The sequence below is a fragment of the Micromonospora zamorensis genome, assembly GCF_900090275.1.
Lineage (GTDB): Bacteria > Actinomycetota > Actinomycetes > Mycobacteriales > Micromonosporaceae > Micromonospora > Micromonospora zamorensis.
On sequence record NZ_LT607755.1, the window covers coordinates 4,391,249 to 4,408,508 of the forward strand.

The following is a 17,260-nucleotide window of genomic DNA, read 5'->3' on the forward strand; positions in this document are numbered from 1 at the left end:
ATTTCATCTAGCGTTGAGTTCAACAGATGATGAGTTTCTTTGGAGGTGCGCGATGGACGACGCGATAGCCGTCCGCGACCTGGTCGTCGACCGAGGCGGGCGGCGGGTGCTGGACGGCATCAGTTGCCGCGTCCCTCGCGGGGCGGTCACCGGCCTGCTCGGCCCCAGCGGCAGCGGCAAGACCACGTTCATGCGGGCGGTGGTCGGTGTGCAGGTGGTCGGCGGCGGGGAGATCACCGTCCTGGGCCAACCGGCGGGCACCCCGGCGCTGCGCCACCGGGTGGGCTACCTGACCCAGGCGCCGAGCGTCTACGCCGACCTGACCGTTCGGGAGAACGCCCGCTATTTCGCCGCCCTGTACGGGCGGGGGCGGGTCGAGGCCGACCGCGCGGTCAGCGATGTCGGGCTGACCGATGCGGCGGGCCAACTGGTCGCCACCCTCTCCGGCGGCCAACGCAGCCGGGCCTCCCTGGCCTGTGCGCTGGTCGGCGAGCCGGAACTGGTCATCCTCGACGAGCCGACCGTCGGTCAGGACCCGGTGCTGCGGGCCGACCTCTGGGCCCGGTTCCACGCGATGGCCGCCGCCGGCACCACCCTGCTGGTGTCCAGTCACGTCATGGACGAGGCGGCCCGCTGCGACCGGCTCCTGCTGATCCGCCAGGGACGGCTGATCGCCGACGACAGCCCCGCCGCCATCCGCACCGCCGCCGGTGTCGACGACCTCGACGAGGCGTTCCTGCGCCTGATCCGGGCCGGCGAGGCGGGCTCGACCACCACCGCCACGACAGCCGGACAGGAGCAGTCATGAACCCGCGGATCCTGGCGGCCACCACCGGCCGCATCCTGCGCCAGCTCCGGCACGACCGGCGGACCATCGCGCTGCTCGTGGTGGTGCCGGCCGTCCTGCTCACCCTGGTCTACTTCATGTACGCCGACCAGCCCACCCCGCCCGGCCAGCCGACGACGTTCGACCGGGTCGCGTTGGTGATGCTGGGCATCTTCCCCTTCGTGATCATGTTCCTGGTGACCAGCATCGCCATGCTGCGCGAACGCACCTCCGGCACCCTGGAGCGGCTGCTCACCACACCGCTGGGCAAGCTCGACCTGCTCTTCGGGTACGGCATCGCGTTCGGGCTGGCTGCCGCCGTGCAGGCCGCGGTCGCCGCCGGTGTGGCGTACTGGATCTTCGGCCTGGAGACCGCCGGCAGCATCGGTCTGGTGATCGGGATCGCCGTCGTCGACGCCGTGCTCGGTGTCGCCCTCGGGCTGCTGTGCAGCGCCTTCGCGCGCACCGAGTTCCAGGCAGTACAGTTCCTGCCAGTCGTGGTGATCCCCCAACTGCTGCTCTGCGGGCTGTTCGTGGCCCGCGACCAGATGGCCGGCTGGCTCCAGGCGCTCAGTGACGCCTTCCCCCTGTCGTACGCCATCGAGGCGTTGCAGGAGGTCGGTGCCCACGCCGAGCCGACCGGCAGAATGTGGCGGGACGTGGCGGTGGTGCTCGGGGCGGTGGTGCTCGCGCTCGTGCTCGCGGCGGCCACCCTGCGTCGACGCAGCGGGTGAGGCTGCGGCAGCCGTGGGCGGACCGGCCCACGGCTGCCCAGGTGGACGAACGAAGGGCGGCGATGACGCGGCGGACCGGCCGGCGACCCGGCAACCCGGACACCCGGGAGGCGATCCTCGACGCGGCGCGCACGGCGTTCGCCGAGCGTGGCTTCGACTCCGCCTCGATCCGCGCCATCGCCGGCACGGCAGGCGTCGACCCGGCGTTGGTGCACCACTACTTCGGCAGCAAGGAACAGCTCTTCCTCACCGCGATGAACTTCCCGGTCGACCCTGGTGAGCTGGTGCCGAAGGTGATCGCCGGCGACCCGGACGGGGCCGGTGAGCGACTGGTGCGCACCTTCCTCGGCGTCTGGGACTCACCGGCCGGCAGCGCCGCCCAGGCACTGCTGCGCTCCGCGGTGAGCAACGAGTGGACCGCTCGACTGCTGCGGGAGTTCGTCACCACCCAGGTCCTGCGGCGGGTGCTCGAACAGCTCGACGTCGATCCGGCCCAACTGCCGCTGCGCGGTTCCCTGGTGGCCACCCAGATGATCGGCCTGGCCATGATGCGGCACGTGGTGCGTCTGGAGCCGGTCGCCTCGGCGGACCCGGAAACCCTGGTCGCCGCGATCGGCCCGACGATCCAGCGCTACCTCACCGGCCCCCTGCCGACCTAGGGGCGGTCGCGGCGGGCCGGCTCTCGGGTTCGCAGGGTTGAACGGTGCGGAATCGGAGATGGTAGGGGAAGTCCGTCTCCGACAGAGCCCCAGGAACAGGATCATGAGCCAACCGACGAAACCCGTTCTGCAGGCCATCGGTCAGGCCTCCCTCGGCGCTGTCCTGCTGAGCACCGGCGTTGGTCACCTGACGACGAAGCGGCAGGAGTTCCGGGCACAGGTGCCGTCCTGGCTGCCGGTCGACGTCGACAAGGTCGTGGTCGTGTCCGGTCTCGCTGAGGTCGCGCTGGGATCGGCGTTGCTGGCGACGTGGCGCCAGCCCGCCCGCCGGTTGCTCGGCCGGGCCGTCGCCGGCTTCTTCGTCGGGGTCTTCCCGGGCAACATCGCCCAGTTCGTCGAACGCCGGAACGGCTTCGGGCTGGACACCGACCGCAAGCGGGCGCTACGCCTGCTCGGTCAGCCGGCGCTGGTGGCGTGGGCGCTGGCCGCGACCCGCGATCGGTCCCGCTGACGGCGTGCAGCCGGGCAGGTGGTGCCAGCGGCATGCCTGCCGGGCTCAGTACGGCGGATGGGCCTCGGCCGGGCGGCGCAACGTCGGGAGCAGCCAGCCCAGTTCGTCGGCGTCGGCCAGCGGATCCGGGAAGGCCAGCCGGATCCGACGCCGCGCGCCCGGTCGACCGAGGGCGACCACCAGCCCGTAACGGTCGATGCGCACCACCCGGGGTGGCCCGTCCGGGGTCTGCTCGGTCAACCCGAGCTGCCGGCGCAGATACTCGGTGACCTGCGCGCCGTCGCACTCCGCGAGGTCGGCCAGCAGACGCGCCTCGACCGGGTGCACCGGGTCCGGCTCGGCCTCGGCGTACTCCACCGGGTCGACCCGGTGCACGGCGCCGGCCCGCTCCCAGCGGACCTCGACCACCTCGAAGCGGAACAGTCGGAACCGGGTGCCCAGGTCGAGCAGGTCGCCGGTCGGCTCCACCGCGGCGAAGTCGACAGCCGCGTGGCGGGCCTCGTCGCCGTGCAGCTCGGCAGCCCACCCGGAGACCCAGGCGCGACCCAGACCGGGCGCACCGGCGGCGGGCGGCAGGTCGAGCACGTCGAGCACCACCGCCACGTCGCTGCCCCCGGCCACCGGTTGCAGCGCGGCGGCCAGGTGGCTGGCCACCGGCACCAGCAGCAGCACCCGCCCGTCCGGGTCGGTCACGTGCCGGGCGTGGTGCGGGCCGGGCCGGTGGGCCAGGTGGACGAGACCGGGCAGGCGGCCGGCGACGAGGGTACGAACGATCTCGGCGGGGTTGGGCCGCATGGGCGCGACCTCCTTCGAAGGTTAGGCTTACCTAAGCCGGAGCCTAGAGCACCTGACCTTCGACGTCCACCACACCGGCGCATCGCGTCACCGGGTCTGCTCCAGCCAGGACGCGTAGAGCAGGCCGTAGACCGAGTCCGCGTCGCGGACCAGCTCGTCGTGCGGACCCCGCTGCACCACCCGACCCCGGTCCACCACGATCACCTCGTCGGCCGCCTGCGCCGTGGAGAGCCGGTGGGCGATCGCGAGGGTCGTCCGGCCCCTGGTGACCGCGTCCAGGGTGCGCTGCAACCGCACCTCGGTCGCCGGGTCCACCGCGCTGGTCGCCTCGTCCAGCACCAGCAGGTCCGGATCCGCCACGTACGCGCGGGCCAACGCGACCAACTGCCGCTCACCGACGCTGAGCGCCTCGCCGCGCTCGCCGACCGGAGTGTCCAGCCCCGCCGGCAGGCCATCCAACCAGTCCGACAGACCCAGCTCGGTGAAGGCGGCGCTCAACTGCTCGTCGGTCAGCTCCGGCCGGGCGAACCGGACGTTGTCCCCCACCGTCGCGTCGAAGAGGAACCCGTCCTGCGGCACCATCACCACCCGGGAGCGCAGCGAGTCGAACCGGACGTCCGCCAACGGCACCCCGGACAGCAGCACCGCCCCCGCCGACGGGTCCATCAGACGGGTCAGCAGCTTCGCGAAGGTCGTCTTGCCACTGCCGGTCTCGCCGACCACCGCCACCCGGCTCTTCGCCGGAATCTCCAGGTCGATGTCGTGCAACACCGGCGGACCGCCCGGGTACGCGAAGCGCACCCCCGCGAACCGGATGTCCAACGGCCCGCTCGGCAGGTCCCGTCCCTGCTCCCCCGGGTCAGCCACGTCCGGGGCGACGTCCAGCACGTCCAGCACCCGACGCCAGCCCGCGATCGCGTTCTGCGCCTCGTTGAGCACCTCGGTGGCGATCTGCACCGGCTGGATGAAGAGCGTTACCAGGAACAGGAACGCGGTCAGCTGGCCGATCGACAGCGTGCCGTCCACGCCCAGCGTCACCCCCAGCACCACCACGCCGGCCAGCGCCAGCCCCGCGGCCAACTCACCGACCGAGCTGCCCACGATGCTGATCCGGATCGCCCGCTGCTGCGCCAGCCGCTGCCCGTCGATGGCCTCGTCCAGCCGCCGCTCGGTGCGCCCCGCGATGCCGTACGCCCGGATCACCGGCGCGCCCACCACGCTCTCGCCGATCGCGCCGAGCAGCGTGCCGGTGCGCTGCCGCACCGTCGCGTACGCCGAACCCAGGCGCTGCTGCAACTGCCGGATGACGAACACGGCCGGCAGGAACGCGGCCAGCACCACCAGGGTCAACTGCCAGGAGTACGCCAGCATGACGGCGGTGGTGACCACCAGCTGACCGAGGTTGACCAGCAGGATCACCCCGCCCCACTGGAGGAACTGGGTGATCTGGTCGACGTCGCTGGTCACCCGCGAGACCAGCGAGCCGCGCCGCTCCGACTGCTGGTGCAACATCGACAGGTCGTGCACGTGCCGGAACGCCCGCGTCCGCACGTTGGCCAACGCCGTCTCGCTGACCGTGAACAGCCGGCGCATCATCAGATAACCGCAGACCGTCGTGATCACCAGGATCGCCGTGGTGATCGCCACCACCGTCCAGACCACGTCGAGGTTCAGACCACCGACGAGGCCGCGGTCGATGCCCTGCTGCACGGCGACCGGCACGGCCACCCGACCGACCATGTAGACCAACGCCAGGGCCAGCGTGCCGGCCAGACCGGTCCGCAGCTCCGGCGACAGCGCCAGACCCCGGCGCAGGGTCTGCCAGGTCGTCTCCTCCCGCTTGTCACCCGTCCCCATGGGAGTCGTCACCGGTCCACCTCGATTTCCAGGCCCGAGGGCAGCGGCGCGACATCGTCGCCGTACGAACTTTCCTGCGCGCGGTCGACCTCGGCCTGCTCGTAGGCGGTGACGAGGTCGACGTAGCCGGGCACGGTGGCCAGCAGCTCGGCGTGGGTGCCCCGGGCAATCACCCGCCCCTGCTCCACGTAGATGACCTCGTCGGCGAGCGCGATGGTGGCCCGCCGGTATGCCACCACCAGGATCGACGCGACCGGCACCCCCGGCTCGGCCGTCGACGACCGCAGCCCGGCCAGGATGGCCGCCTCCACGCGGGGGTCCACCGCGCTGGTCGCGTCGTCGAGCACCAGCAGGCGCGGCCGGCCGGCCAACGCGCGGGCCAGGGTGAGCCGCTGCCGCTGCCCGCCGGAGAGCGAGGTGCCCCGCTCACCGACCATGGTGTCCAGGCCATCGGGGAGCGCGGCGACGAACCCGTCCGCCTCGGCGAGCCGAAGCGCCGCCCAGACGGCCTCGTCGTCGATGCCCTGCCGGTCGAGGGCGATGTTGGCGCGAACCGTGTCGTCGAAGACGAACGGCACCTGCGCGACCAGCGCCACAGTGCTGGCCAGCGACGCGGCGGTCAGCTCGCGCACGTCCACCCCGTCCAGGCTGACGGTGCCGGAGTCCGGGTCGACGAGGCGCACCGCCAGCGAGGCGATGGTGGACTTACCGGCGCCGGTCGGCCCGACCAGCGCCACCGTCCGACCTGCCGGCACGGTGAAGCCGACCTCACCGAGGACCTGCGCCCCGGTCTGGTGCGCCTCGGCCGGTGGGTAGGAGAAGTGCACGTCACTGAAGGTGAGGGTGGCCGGGCCGGCGCCGGCCGCGTCGAGCACGCGCTGCCCGTACGGCATCTCGCCGGTGGCGTCGAGCACCCGGCGGACCCGGTCCCAGCCGGCGACGCTGCGCGGCAGCTCGGCCAGGACCCAACCGATGGCCCGCACCGGGAAGGCCAGCACGGTGAAGAGGAAGGCCACGCTGACCAGCTCGGTCACGCTGATCGCGCCCTGGCGCAGCCGGAACGCCCCGACCACCAGCACGGCCAGGGTGCCGAGACTGGGCAGGGTCTCCAACAGCGGGTCGAAGATGCCGCGGAGCCGACCGACCGCGATCAACGAATCGCGCAGCTCACCGGCGCGGCCCGCGAACCGGGCGGTCTCCTGGGCCTCGCGGCCCATCGTCTTGACCACCAGAGCGCCGTCGAAGCTCTCGTGGGCGATGCCGCTGACCTCGGCGCGCAGCCGCTGCGCCCGAGCCTGCCGGGGCGCCATCCGGCGGGAGTAGACGACGTTGAGCGCGAACAGCGCGGGGAAGACCGCCAGGCCGACCAGGGCGAGCGCCCAGTCGGTGGCGAAGAGCGACACGATCGCGCCGACCAGCATCACCAGCGTGCCGACGGCGAAGGGCAGCGGCGCGATCGGGTACCAGGCCGCCTCCACGTCGGAGTTGGCGTTGGACAGCAGGGTGCCGGTGGAGTTGCGGTGGTGCCAGGACAGCGGCAGCTCCAGGTACCGGCGGGTGACCCGGCGGCGGTAGGAGGCCTGGAGGCGGTACTGCATGTAGCCGGCACCGAGCCGACGGCCGAAGATGCCCGCCACCCGCAGCACGCTGATCGCGAACAACGCGGTCGCCGCCAGCGCCAGGGTGCCCGCGCCCACCTCGCCGCGTTCGATGGCCGGAAGCGCCACCTCGCCGATGACCGACCCGACGACCCGCGCGCTGACGATGATCATCCCGCCGAAGAGCACGCTGCCCACGACCGCGACGGTGAAGATCCGTGGCTGCTCGCGGATCGCCTGCCGCAGGACCCCCAGCCCTCGGCTGAGCACGTCCCGACTTGTCCTGCTCGCCACACTCTCCCCCGCCGTAAGCCGCAATTATCTCCCTCATCCTTACCGGTCCAGGCCAGCACCGCCGACCCCGACGGGATATGTCGACCATCACGTACCGGACGGGGCGAACCGCGGACATCGAACCGGCGGACGGTAGCCGCGCGCCAACGGGCCGCCGGGCCTACGATCAGGCCATGCCGCGGTACGCCCGAGCCGAGCGCGATGCGCTGGCCGATCTCTTCCTGGCCCTCGGGCCGGACGCCCCGACGATCAACGAGGGGTGGGCGACCCGTGACCTCGCCGCGCACCTGGTGCTGCGGGAACGCCGCCCGGACGCGGCCGGGGGCATCATGCTGCCGCCGCTGCGCGGCTACGCCGAGCGGGTCCGTCTCCGACTCGCCGCACAGCCCTACCCGGACCTGGTCGACCAGGTGCGCAACCCGCCGTTCTGGAGCCCGGTCAGCAACCGGGTGACCGACGAGCTGGCCAACATGATGGAGTTCTTCATCCATCACGAGGACGTGCGGCGGGCCGGCTCCGGGTGGCAGCCGCGGGACCTGCCGGTGGGCCTCCAGGCTGCGCTCTGGAAGCGCGCCTCCCCGATGGCCCGGTTGACACTTCGCCGATTTCCGGCGGACCTCTACGTGCAGGCGCCCGGCCACGGCGAACTCTCCGTCGGCCGGGGCGGCGAGCCGCTACGGGTGGTCGGCGCCCCGGCCGAACTGGTCTTGTTCCTTTCCGGTCGGCAACGGGTGGCCCGGGTCCAACTGGACGGTCCTCCGGAGGCCATCCGACGCCTGCGGACCGCCAGCCTGGGAATGTGACGCTATGTCTGGAAACGGTCACAGGTCTACTGTGGAATGCCCCACACCCAGCGACGAAGGCTGATACCTCCTCCCGTACGCTTTACCGCGTCACTCTTCGCCGAGCGGCAACGAGTGGGGGCGGACTGTGCGAAGTTTCGCGATTTCGGCGCTGCGGGAGCCCCCGTTTCCCGTAGGTCGCCACGAGGCCACCGAACGGGTGGCGGACGAGAGCCTCGAGTGGGCGCAGACCTTCGGGCTGATCGATTCCAGCCAGCGGGTTCGTCGGCTGCAACGGGCCGACGCCGCCGGCCTGGCCGGCCGAGCCTGCCCGGCGGGCTCGGTGGACGGGTTGCGACTGCTCACCGACCTGATCAGCTGGCTCTTCGTGATGGACGACGCCTGCGACGAGGACGGCCTCGGCGCCGACCCGGTCCGGCTGGGACCGGCCATCAGCACCCTGCTCGACGTGCTGGACCGGTACGGCAACCCGGACGTCCCGCCGCCCGCCGTCGGGCCCCTGGGTGACGCGTTGCACGACCTGTGCCGCCGGACCCGGCTGCACGACGACCATGCGGCGCTGCTGCTGCGGTTCGTCAGCCAGATGCGGGAGTACCTGCTGGCACTGCTCTGGGAGGCGACCAACCGGGAGCGTCGGCGCGTGCCGGAGGTGGCGGAGTACCTCCAACTGCGCCGGCACATCGGCGGCGTGCACCCCTGCCTCACCCTGACCGACCTGGCATCGGCGCGGCCCCTCGGGGCGATCCAGCGCGCCAACCCGGCGCTGCTCGCACTGGATCTGCTGGCGGTGGACCTGGTCTGCTGGTGCAACGATCTCTTTTCCTACGGCAAGGAGAGCCAGGCTGATCCGGAGGCGCACAACCTGGTCACCGTGATCGCCCAGGGCGCCGCCGGGGACGAGGCGACCGCGCTGCGGACCGTGGCGAACCGGTTCAACCAGAGCCTGGCGGCATACCTGAAAGCGGAGGAGGCGCTGCTGTCCAGCGGGAACGACGAGATGACCCACGCGGCGGCCACCCGGCGCAACTGGGTCCGGGCCACCTACGACTGGTCAGTCGTGGCTGCCCGATACGCCTGATTCCGCCGGACCGGTCGGTGAGTTGGGCCGGCCGGACGATCACCAGGGCTAGCCGATGCACGGTGCCACGCAATACTCTTCGGTAACCATCATGACGTGACGACGGTCACGCCACCACCCCCGAAGGCGGCTCCAGCGATGGCTCTCGATGTACCGTACCGTTCCATCCCGGACATGTTCCTCAAGCGCGTGGCGGCCACCCCCGACCGGAACGCGTTCGCCTCCCCCGCCCCCGACGACTCGGGGCCCGTCTGGCTGACCTGGGAGCAGGTCGGCCAGCGTGCCAAGGCGGTCGCCGCCGGCCTGCACGGCCTGGGCGTCGGCCAGGAGGACCCGGTCGCGATCCTCGCCAACACCCGACTGGACTGGGTGATCGCCGATCTCGGCATCATGTGCGCCGGCGGGGCGACCACCACCGTCTACCCGACCACCGAGCCGGCGGACGCGACCTTCATCATCGCCGACTCCGGCTCGAAGGTGCTCTTCGCGGAAAATCCGGCCCAGGCGGCGAAGATCGCTGGCGCCAATCTGCCCGCGCTGACCCACGTGGTGCTCCTCGACGGCGACACCGACCAGGCCGCGGCGATCCCCCAGTTGACCCTCGCCGAGCTGGAGGAGCGGGGCACCCGCACGCTGGCCGCCGAGCCGGATCTGATCGACATGCTGGTGGCCGGCATCGGCCCGGACCACCTGGCCACCCTGATCTACACCTCCGGCACCACCGGTCGACCCAAGGGCGTCGAGCTGCTGCACGGCGGCTGGTGCTGGGAGGCCGTGGCGCAGGCGGAGGTCGGGCTGCTGCGCGACGACGACCTGCAGTACCTGTGGCTGCCGCTGGCCCACTCGTTCGGCAAGACGCTGCTCTGCGGTGCCATCCACGTCGGCCTGCCCACCTATGTCGACGGGCGGGTGGAGAAGCTGGTCGACCTGCTGTCGGTGATCCGCCCGACGCTGATGTGCGGCGCTCCCCGGGTGTTCGAGAAGGTCTACAACCGGGCGGTGACCACCGCGCAGGACGGCGGCGGCGCGAAGGCGAAGATCTTCGCCTGGGCCGTCGGCGTCGGCAAGCAGAAGGTGACACTGGAGCAGTCCGGCAAGCCGGTGCCGGCCGGGCTGAAGCTGCGCTACGGCGTGGCCGAGAAGCTGGTGTTCAGCAAGCTCCAGGCCCGCCTCGGCGGCCGGATGCGGGTGCTGGTGTCCGGTGCGGCTCCGCTCAGCCCGGAGATCGCCACCTTCTTCGCCGCGGCGAACCTGCCGATCTCGGAGGGCTACGGCCTGACCGAGACCAGCGCCGGCAACTTCGTCAACCCGCCGTCCGGGCTCCAGATCGGCACTGTGGGCCGGGCGATGGGTGACCTGGAGTGCCGGATCGACACCGACGGGGAGATCCTGGTGCGTGGCCGGCCGGTGATGCGCGGCTACCACAACCTGCCGGAGGAGACCGCCGCCGCGTTCACCGAGGACGGCTTCTTCCGCACCGGTGACATCGGCACCCTGGACGAGCAGGGCTACCTGCGGATCACGGACCGCAAGAAGGACCTGGTCAAGACCTCGGGCGGCAAGTACATCGCGCCGTCGCACATCGAGGGGATGTTCAAGGCGATCTGCCCGTACACCTCGCAGGCGGTCGTCGTCGGTCAGGCCCGCAACTTCTGCACGATGCTGGTCACGCTGGACCCGGACGCGATCCGGGGCTGGGTCGCCGGTGGTCCGCTGGAGGGGCGCAGCTACACCGAGATCGTCGCCTCGCCGGAGGCCCAGACGATGGTCGAGGAGTACGTCGCCCAGCTCAACGCCAAGCTCAACCGCTGGGAGACGATCAAGAAGGTGGCCATCCTGCCGCGCGACCTGACGATCGAGGACGGCGAGATCACCCCGTCGTTGAAGATCAAGCGGCGCGGTGTGGAGAGCAACTTCGCGGCCCAGATCGACAAGATGTACGCGGGCACGCTCGCCGAGCTGTGAGCCGGCCGAGGGTCCCGTGTCGGCGAGAGAGCCGGCACGGGGCCCTCACAGGTGGTGGCCCCGCCACCTCGTGTGTTCCTCTTCCGCGGCGAGCTGTTCCTCGAACGCCTTCTGCCGGACCCCGGCCCGGCGCCGCGAGTCGATGACCGTCTGCGCGGCCACGGCCAGCGTCGTGGCCAGGGCCAACATGCCCAACGCGATCAGCTCGGGCAGCGACCCGGCGACCGGCACCAGCGCGACCAGCAGCAGGATCCCGCCGATCGTGGGCCAGCGGGGGGCGCCGAGCATCAGCCGGCCGAGCACGATGAGCGCGAGCAGGTAGAGCGCGACCCCACCGTAGAGCGCCAACAGGTCGAGGCTCGGCAGCGGGATGCCCCAGCTCGGAGTGTTGGGATCGGCGCCCTCGTGGATCAGCCCCTTGAGCCCGAGCGCGAACAGGATGATGCCGGCGATGACCGGCAGGTGCAGGTAGCTGTAGGCGTTCCGGGCCAGGATGGCGCGGGCGTCCGGGTCGCGGGTGCGGTGCAGGGTCTGTTCCATGCCGAGCGCCAGGGTGTCGAAGTACGCCCACCACATCGCGGCGACCACCGCGACGCCGAGGACCGCGGCGAACAGCACCGGCCAGGTCAGCGGCAGACCAGCGGTCTCGCTGGGACTGAACCCGAGCGCGATGATGGTCTCGCCGAGGGCGACCAGGACGATCTGACCGTGCCGCTCCGCCCAGTGCCCGGCGGACAGCACCGTCCACCCGGTGCCCCGCAGCGCGAGGCCGGCTCCGTACTCCACGCCGAGGGCCGCGATCCAGCACACCAGGCGGGCCACCGACTCGGCTGTTCCGTCGAAGAGGCGCTGCGGCAGCAGCCCGGCGGCCACGATGAGGGCCGTGGCCAGCAGCGCCGGCAGGGCGAGCAGCTGCCAGCGTCGGCGCACGTCGCGGTTCCGGCGGCCGATCCACAGGAAGATCGCCGTCTCGCTCACCCGGACCACGAAGTAGCAGGTCGCGAAGACCAGCGGACCGTACAGCCCACCGGGTCGGTCGACGAACGCCTTCGGCAGACTCAGCGCCAGCACGAAGGCGGCGGCGATGGTGACGAAGCCGACCGCCGGGACGATGCCCTGGTCGGTACGGATCAGGTTGCCCAGCACGGCGAACCCGGACCAGCACCACCAGAGCAGGGCCAGCAGCACGAGGCACTGCACCAGGCCCCGGGCGGTCGGATTGCCGGCGGTGGCCGTGGTGACGTGCAGGAACGCGAAGACGAAGACCAGGTCGTAGAAGAGTTCGAGCGGGGTCGCCCGTGAGCCCGGCGCGCTCCGGCGGACCCCGCGCATCCCCCCGCCCTCGCCCATCAGGAGATTGTGGCAGCCAAGGTAGGGCGAAAGGTACATTCCCGCATACCGTGGAGAGATCTGGCGCTGGCCCGACGATCGTGGGCCGGTGGTCGGTTCGGCGATGGCTCAGGCGATGACGGCGGGCTCCCGCCATCGCTGCCGGCCGGTGCGGTCCAGGTCGTAACGCACCGCCGCGATCCGCCCCACGGCCTCCACCAGGTCCGCAGCCGGCAGGGTGAACGGCAACCGCAGGAACCGCTCCATGGTGCCGTCCAGGCCGAACCGGGGGCCGGGAGCCAGCCGTACGCCGACCTCCTCGGCGGCCCGGGCCAGCGCGCTGGAGACCGGGCCGTCCAACTCGGCCCACAGCGTCACGCCACCCCGGGGCACTGTGACCCGCCAGTCCGGCAACCGCTGCGCCAGCGCGCCGAGCAGAGCGTCGCGCTGGACGGCCAGCTGGACGCGGCGCTCGGCCACGATGGCGTCGGCGTCGGCGAGCAGGTGCACAGCGACCAGCTGGTCCAGCACCGGGCTGGCCATGTCCACCCCGACCCGGACGGCGGCCAGCCGCTGCACCTGCGGCGCGGAGGCGCGCACCCAGCCGATCCGCAGGCCGCCCCAGTAGGGCTTACTCATCCCGCCGATGCTGATGACCCGGCTGTGCCGGTCGTAGACGCCGACCGGGGGTGGCAGCTCGGTGCCGTCCAGCGGAAGGTCCACGAAGGACTCGTCGATGACCAGATCGGTGCCGACCGCGTGGGCGGCGGCCACCACCCGCTCGCGCAGCGAGGCGGGCATCAGGTGCCCGGTCGGGTTCTGGAACTCCGGAATCAGGTAGGCCAGCTTGGGCCGGGTCTGCCGGAGGCTGCCCAGCAGCAGGTCCGGCTCCCACCCGTCGGCGGCCAGGCCGTGGGTGGTGATCCGGGCCCGTCGCCCGGCCAGCGCGGCGAGCGCGTTGGGGTAGGTCGGCGACTCGACCAGCACACTGCCGCCAGGGGCCAGGGCGAGCCGCAACACCAGGTCCAGTGCGTGCTGGGTGCCGCTGGTGACCATGATCTGGTCGGCCGAGGTGGGCAGGCCCCGGGCGGCGTACGCGTCGGCCACCGCCTCGCGCAGCTCGATGATGCCGGTCGGGTGGTAGCCGGCCCCGCCCAGATAGCGGGGCAGGTCCTCGGTGGCGGCACGGGCCGCCGTCAGGAGCTGCGGTGGGGCCGCCAGCGCGGCGACACCGAGGTCGAGCATCTCCCGGTCGTCCAGCGGGGCCCACAGGCCGGTGCTGGCCACCCGGTGGTTGCCGGGCAGCATCGTCCAACTGCCGGCGCCGCGGCGGCTGGCCAGGTGCCCGGTCTCGCGCAGTTGCCGGTACGCGGCGGTGACAGTGGTCCGGCTGATCCGCAACGCCTCGGCCAGCTCCCGTTCGGCGGGAAGCCGGACGCCCAGCGGCAGCCGGCCGTCGGCGAGCAGACCGCGCACCGTGCCGGCCAGCGCGGCGTAGTCGGGGCTGCGTCGGCGGCCCGGCAGGGCGTGCCACTGACCGAGCAGACGCGCCAATTGGACGCCGCGCACCTGACCCGTCATGGCCACTCCCCGGATATTGGCTTCTTCCTCGACGTGGATTGGCACCTAGGGTGGCATGCATGGCATTGCTTGGCAATCTGCGGCACCGGCCGGTTCGACGGTTGGTCCAGCTCTACCTCGGGCTTGTCCTCTACGGCGTCAGCATGGCCCTGATGGTCCGCTCCGACCTGGGCCTCGACCCATGGGACGTGTTCCACCAGGGCCTCTCCGAGTTGACCGGGCTCTCGTTCGGCACCGTCACCATCGGCGTCGGCGCGCTGGTGCTGCTGCTCTGGATCCCGCTGCGACAGCGGCCGGGTCTCGGCACGATCAGCAACGTCGTGGTGATCGGTCTGGTCGTGGACGCCACACTGGCCCTAATGCCCGCCGGTGGCCCCCTCGGCGTCCGGATCGCGCTGCTCGTCACCGGGATCGTCGCCAACGGCGCCGCCACCGGCATGTATCTCGGTGCCCGCCTGGGCCCGGGCCCACGTGACGGGCTGATGACCGGATTCGTGGCCCGCCGGCCGGGCTGGTCGGTCCGGCTGGTGCGCACGGTCATCGAGGTCACCGTCCTGGCGCTGGGCTGGCTGCTCGGCGGCACTGTCGGCCTGGGCACTGTCGCGTACGCGCTGGCCATCGGTCCGTTGGCCCAGCTCTTCATCCCGCCGTTCGCCGTACCCGAGGAAAGTGTGTCCGACGCCACCGCGCACGGTGCCACGGTCCCCGACGGTGCCGTGTCCGACGGCGCCGCCGCTCCCCCGGCGGAGGCCGACGTGCCGCGACCAGGCAGCACCGCCCCGGCCGCTCCCACCGGCTGAGCCCTCACCGACCGTTCACGAGCCGGCACACGGTGGTGGTCCGGTGTGCCGGATGGAGGGTGGGTGTTCCCTTCCGCGACGCGCGCCGTCATCATCTCTGCATGGGGGAGAACGGTTGGCGCTGGACGGACGCCTGGATCTTCGTGTCGCTGGTCATCGCGAGCGGAGCCGGACGGCACCACCGGTCGGCCACTAGTCGACGGCCGGAGGGCGTCCGCCTGACCGACGTGCTCTCCACCGCCGACCACCTCAACCACGCGATCCCGCAAAGGCACGAGGTGGAGGCCGCGATCCGGCGGCTGGTCGGCGCCGGGCTGGTGAGCGTCGCCGACGGCTGGTTCCGGATCACCGCCGAGGGTGAGCAGCTCTGGCGCACCCGCCCTCGGGCGGGGGTGGCGACCATGGTGGACACCGTGCAGGGGGTGCTGACCCGCCGGCACGCACCCGGCAGCGCGGACTGGATCCTGGAAGAGGCCGACCACGCGGCGGCCGTCCAGGAATACGCGGTCCGTTCGATCCCGACGCCCCGGCGGTCACCGGAGGGGCACTCCGGCGTGCACTGACCGGCTCAGCGCACCGGGTGGCCGCTGTGTCGCAGCGCGTCCTTGACCTCGGCCACGGTCAGCTCACCGAAGTGGAAGACGCTGGCGGCGAGCACCGCGTCCGCTCCCGCACCGATCGCGGGCGGGAAGTGAGCCACCTCACCGGCGCCGCCACTGGCGACCACCGGCACGTCCACGACCGCCCGCACCGCGGCGATCAGCTCCAGATCGAAGCCGGCCTTGGTGCCGTCGGCGTCCATCGAGTTGAGCAGGATCTCCCCCGCGCCCAGCTCGGCGCTCCGCTGCGCCCACCGCACCGCGTCCATTCCGGTGCCGCGCCGACCGCCGTGGGTGGTGACCTCGAAGCCGCTGGGCGTGCCGCCGTCGGGCGACCGACGCACGTCGAGGGAGAGCACGAGCACCTGCCGGCCGAACCGGTCGGCGATCTCGGCGATCAGCTCGGGGCGGGCGATGGCGGCGGTGTTCACACCGACCTTGTCCGCCCCGGCGCGCAACAGTGTGTCGACGTCGGCGACCTGCCGGACCCCGCCACCGACGGTGAGGGGGATGAACACCGACTCGGCGGTGCGGCGCACCACGTCGAGCATGGTGCCCCGGTCACTCGAGGACGCCGTGACGTCGAGGAAGGTCAGCTCGTCCGCACCCGCCCGGTCGTACGCGGCGGCCAACTCCACCGGGTCGCCGGCGTCGCGAAGGTCGAGGAAGTTGACCCCCTTGACCACCCGCCCAGCGTCCACGTCCAGGCAGGGGATCACGCGCACCGCCACCGTCATGCCGCGAGCCTATCCTCCGCCAACGACACGGCGGCCGACCCGATCGGGTCGACCGCCGTGAACGAGGCCTGGGTCACACCTTGACGAGCATCTTGCCGAGGTTGTCGCCACGCAGCAGGCCGATGAACGCGTCCGGAGCGTTCTCGATGCCGTCCACGATCGTCTCGTCGTAGGACAGCGTGCCCTCGCGCAGCCAGCCGGCGACGTCGCGGACGAACGCCGCCCGCATGTCGTTGTGGTCGTTGACCAGGAAGCCGCGCAGGGTGAGCCGCTTGCCGATGACCAACGCCAGGTTGCGCGGCGCGGCCGACGGCTCGGTCTCGTTGTACTGCGAGATCATGCCGCAGATCGCGGCCCGGCCGTGCAGGTTCATGGCCGAGATGGCGGCCTCCAGGTGATCGCCGCCGACGTTGTCGAAGTAGACGTCGACGCCGTCCGGCGCGGCTGCCCGCAGCGACTCGCGGACCGGCCCGTCGTGGTAGTCGAACGCGGCGTCGAAGCCCAGCGCCCGCAGCCGCTCGACCTTGGCCGGTGAGCCGGCGCTGCCGACCACCCGGCCGGCACCCTTGAGCTTGGCGATCTGGCCGACCAGGCTGCCGACCGCGCCGGCCGCGGCGGAGACGAAGACCGTCTCGCCGGGCTTCATCGCGGCGACCTCCAGCAGCCCGGCGTACGCGGTCAGCCCGGTCATGCCCAGCACGCTGAGGTACGCGCTGACCGGCGCCACGCTCGGGTCAACCGGCCGGGCTGCGGTGGCGTCGAGCAGCGCGTACTCCCGCCAGCCCAGCCCGTGCAGGACGGTGGTCCCGACGGCGACGTCCGGTGCCTCGCTGGCCACCACCTCGCCGATCGAGGCACCGTCGAGCGGCGCGTCGAGGGCGAACGGCGGCACGTACGACTTGACGTCGTTCATCCGTCCGCGCATGTACGGGTCGACCGACATGTACTGGTTGCGGACCACGATCTGGCCCGGGCCCGGCGTCGGGACGTCGGTCTCGACGAGTCGGAAGGTGTCCTCGGTGGGCCAGCCCTGAGGGCGGCTGGCCAGGTGGATCTCGCGGTTTCTGGTCACGGGGTGGTCGTCCTCTCGTCCG

General features: G+C 72.0%; 15 protein-coding genes and 1 pseudogene. 9 read left to right on the forward strand and 7 right to left on the reverse strand.

Annotated features, from left to right (window positions below):
• The first annotated feature begins 52 nt into the window (after positions 1-52).
• From GA0070619_RS19210 to GA0070619_RS19225, 4 genes are all read left to right on the forward strand, one after another.
• The gene (locus tag GA0070619_RS19210; protein WP_088949339.1) at positions 53-808 is read left to right on the forward strand and encodes an ABC transporter ATP-binding protein; all 756 of its coding nucleotides are present in this window, start codon (positions 53-55) and stop codon (positions 806-808) included.
• Complete coding sequence (locus GA0070619_RS19215) at positions 805-1,560, forward strand: ABC transporter permease (RefSeq protein WP_088949340.1); 756 nt, start codon at positions 805-807, stop codon at positions 1,558-1,560. The genes GA0070619_RS19210 and GA0070619_RS19215 overlap by 4 nt, the downstream gene beginning before the upstream one ends.
• Before the next feature lie 62 nt (positions 1,561-1,622).
• Entirely contained in the window at positions 1,623-2,219 is a 597-nt protein-coding gene (locus tag GA0070619_RS19220; RefSeq protein WP_088949341.1) for a TetR/AcrR family transcriptional regulator, read from the forward strand.
• 103 nt (positions 2,220-2,322) lie between these two features.
• Positions 2,323-2,730 carry a DoxX family protein gene (locus GA0070619_RS19225; RefSeq protein ID WP_088949342.1) on the forward strand — a complete coding sequence of 136 codons (408 nt, stop codon included), beginning with the start codon at positions 2,323-2,325 and terminating at the stop codon, positions 2,728-2,730.
• A 45-nt stretch (positions 2,731-2,775) separates the two neighbouring features.
• Here the strand turns inward: GA0070619_RS19225 and GA0070619_RS19230 are convergent, their stop codons facing one another.
• The 3 genes from GA0070619_RS19230 to GA0070619_RS19240 form a co-directional block, all read right to left on the reverse strand.
• Positions 2,776-3,525: a DUF2470 domain-containing protein gene (locus GA0070619_RS19230; RefSeq protein ID WP_088949343.1), complete on the reverse strand. Its 750-nt coding sequence runs from the start codon at positions 3,523-3,525 to the stop codon at positions 2,776-2,778.
• A gap of 87 nt (positions 3,526-3,612) precedes the next feature.
• Positions 3,613-5,382: an ABC transporter ATP-binding protein gene (locus tag GA0070619_RS19235; protein WP_088949344.1), complete on the reverse strand. Its 1,770-nt coding sequence runs from the start codon at positions 5,380-5,382 to the stop codon at positions 3,613-3,615.
• 8 nt (positions 5,383-5,390) lie between these two features.
• Positions 5,391-7,274, reverse strand: a complete 1,884-nt coding sequence (locus tag GA0070619_RS19240; protein WP_088949345.1) for an ABC transporter ATP-binding protein — start codon at positions 7,272-7,274, stop codon at positions 5,391-5,393.
• A 173-nt stretch (positions 7,275-7,447) separates the two neighbouring features.
• Here GA0070619_RS19240 and GA0070619_RS19245 point away from each other — a divergent pair, with 173 nt between their 5' ends.
• From GA0070619_RS19245 to GA0070619_RS19255, 3 genes are all read left to right on the forward strand, one after another.
• The gene (locus GA0070619_RS19245) at positions 7,448-8,077 is read left to right on the forward strand and encodes a TIGR03085 family metal-binding protein (RefSeq protein WP_088951910.1); all 630 of its coding nucleotides are present in this window, start codon (positions 7,448-7,450) and stop codon (positions 8,075-8,077) included.
• Between the two features lie 199 nt (positions 8,078-8,276).
• Positions 8,277-9,155 (forward strand): terpene synthase family protein, encoded by an 879-nt coding sequence (locus tag GA0070619_RS19250; RefSeq protein WP_231927106.1) that lies wholly within the window; start codon positions 8,277-8,279, stop codon positions 9,153-9,155.
• Positions 9,156-9,293: 138 nt separating this feature from the next.
• Complete coding sequence (locus GA0070619_RS19255; protein WP_088949347.1) at positions 9,294-11,120, forward strand: AMP-dependent synthetase/ligase; 1,827 nt, start codon at positions 9,294-9,296, stop codon at positions 11,118-11,120.
• Between the two features lie 45 nt (positions 11,121-11,165).
• On the opposite strand, the gene GA0070619_RS19260 is transcribed toward GA0070619_RS19255, so the two are convergent.
• Positions 11,166-12,470 (reverse strand): low temperature requirement protein A, encoded by a 1,305-nt coding sequence (locus tag GA0070619_RS19260; RefSeq protein WP_088949348.1) that lies wholly within the window; start codon positions 12,468-12,470, stop codon positions 11,166-11,168.
• Positions 12,471-12,578: 108 nt separating this feature from the next.
• A complete protein-coding gene (gene yczR / locus GA0070619_RS19265) occupies positions 12,579-14,030 on the reverse strand; it encodes a MocR-like transcription factor YczR (RefSeq protein WP_088949349.1) in 1,452 nt (483 codons plus the stop codon).
• Positions 14,031-14,089: 59 nt separating this feature from the next.
• Here yczR and yczE point away from each other — a divergent pair.
• Together yczE and GA0070619_RS19275 are read left to right on the forward strand one after the other, a co-directional pair.
• Positions 14,090-14,753: pseudogene (gene yczE / locus GA0070619_RS19270) on the forward strand (membrane protein YczE); the annotation flags it as partial.
• Between the two features lie 178 nt (positions 14,754-14,931).
• A complete protein-coding gene (locus GA0070619_RS19275; RefSeq protein ID WP_088949350.1) occupies positions 14,932-15,393 on the forward strand; it encodes a hypothetical protein in 462 nt (153 codons plus the stop codon).
• Positions 15,394-15,398: 5 nt separating this feature from the next.
• On the opposite strand, the gene hisF is transcribed toward GA0070619_RS19275, so the two are convergent.
• Complete coding sequence (hisF, locus tag GA0070619_RS19280) at positions 15,399-16,166, reverse strand: imidazole glycerol phosphate synthase subunit HisF (protein WP_088949351.1); 768 nt, start codon at positions 16,164-16,166, stop codon at positions 15,399-15,401.
• Positions 16,167-16,239: 73 nt separating this feature from the next.
• Positions 16,240-17,238 carry an NADP-dependent oxidoreductase gene (locus GA0070619_RS19285; RefSeq protein WP_088949352.1) on the reverse strand — a complete coding sequence of 333 codons (999 nt, stop codon included), beginning with the start codon at positions 17,236-17,238 and terminating at the stop codon, positions 16,240-16,242.
• Positions 17,239-17,260 lie beyond the last annotated feature (22 nt).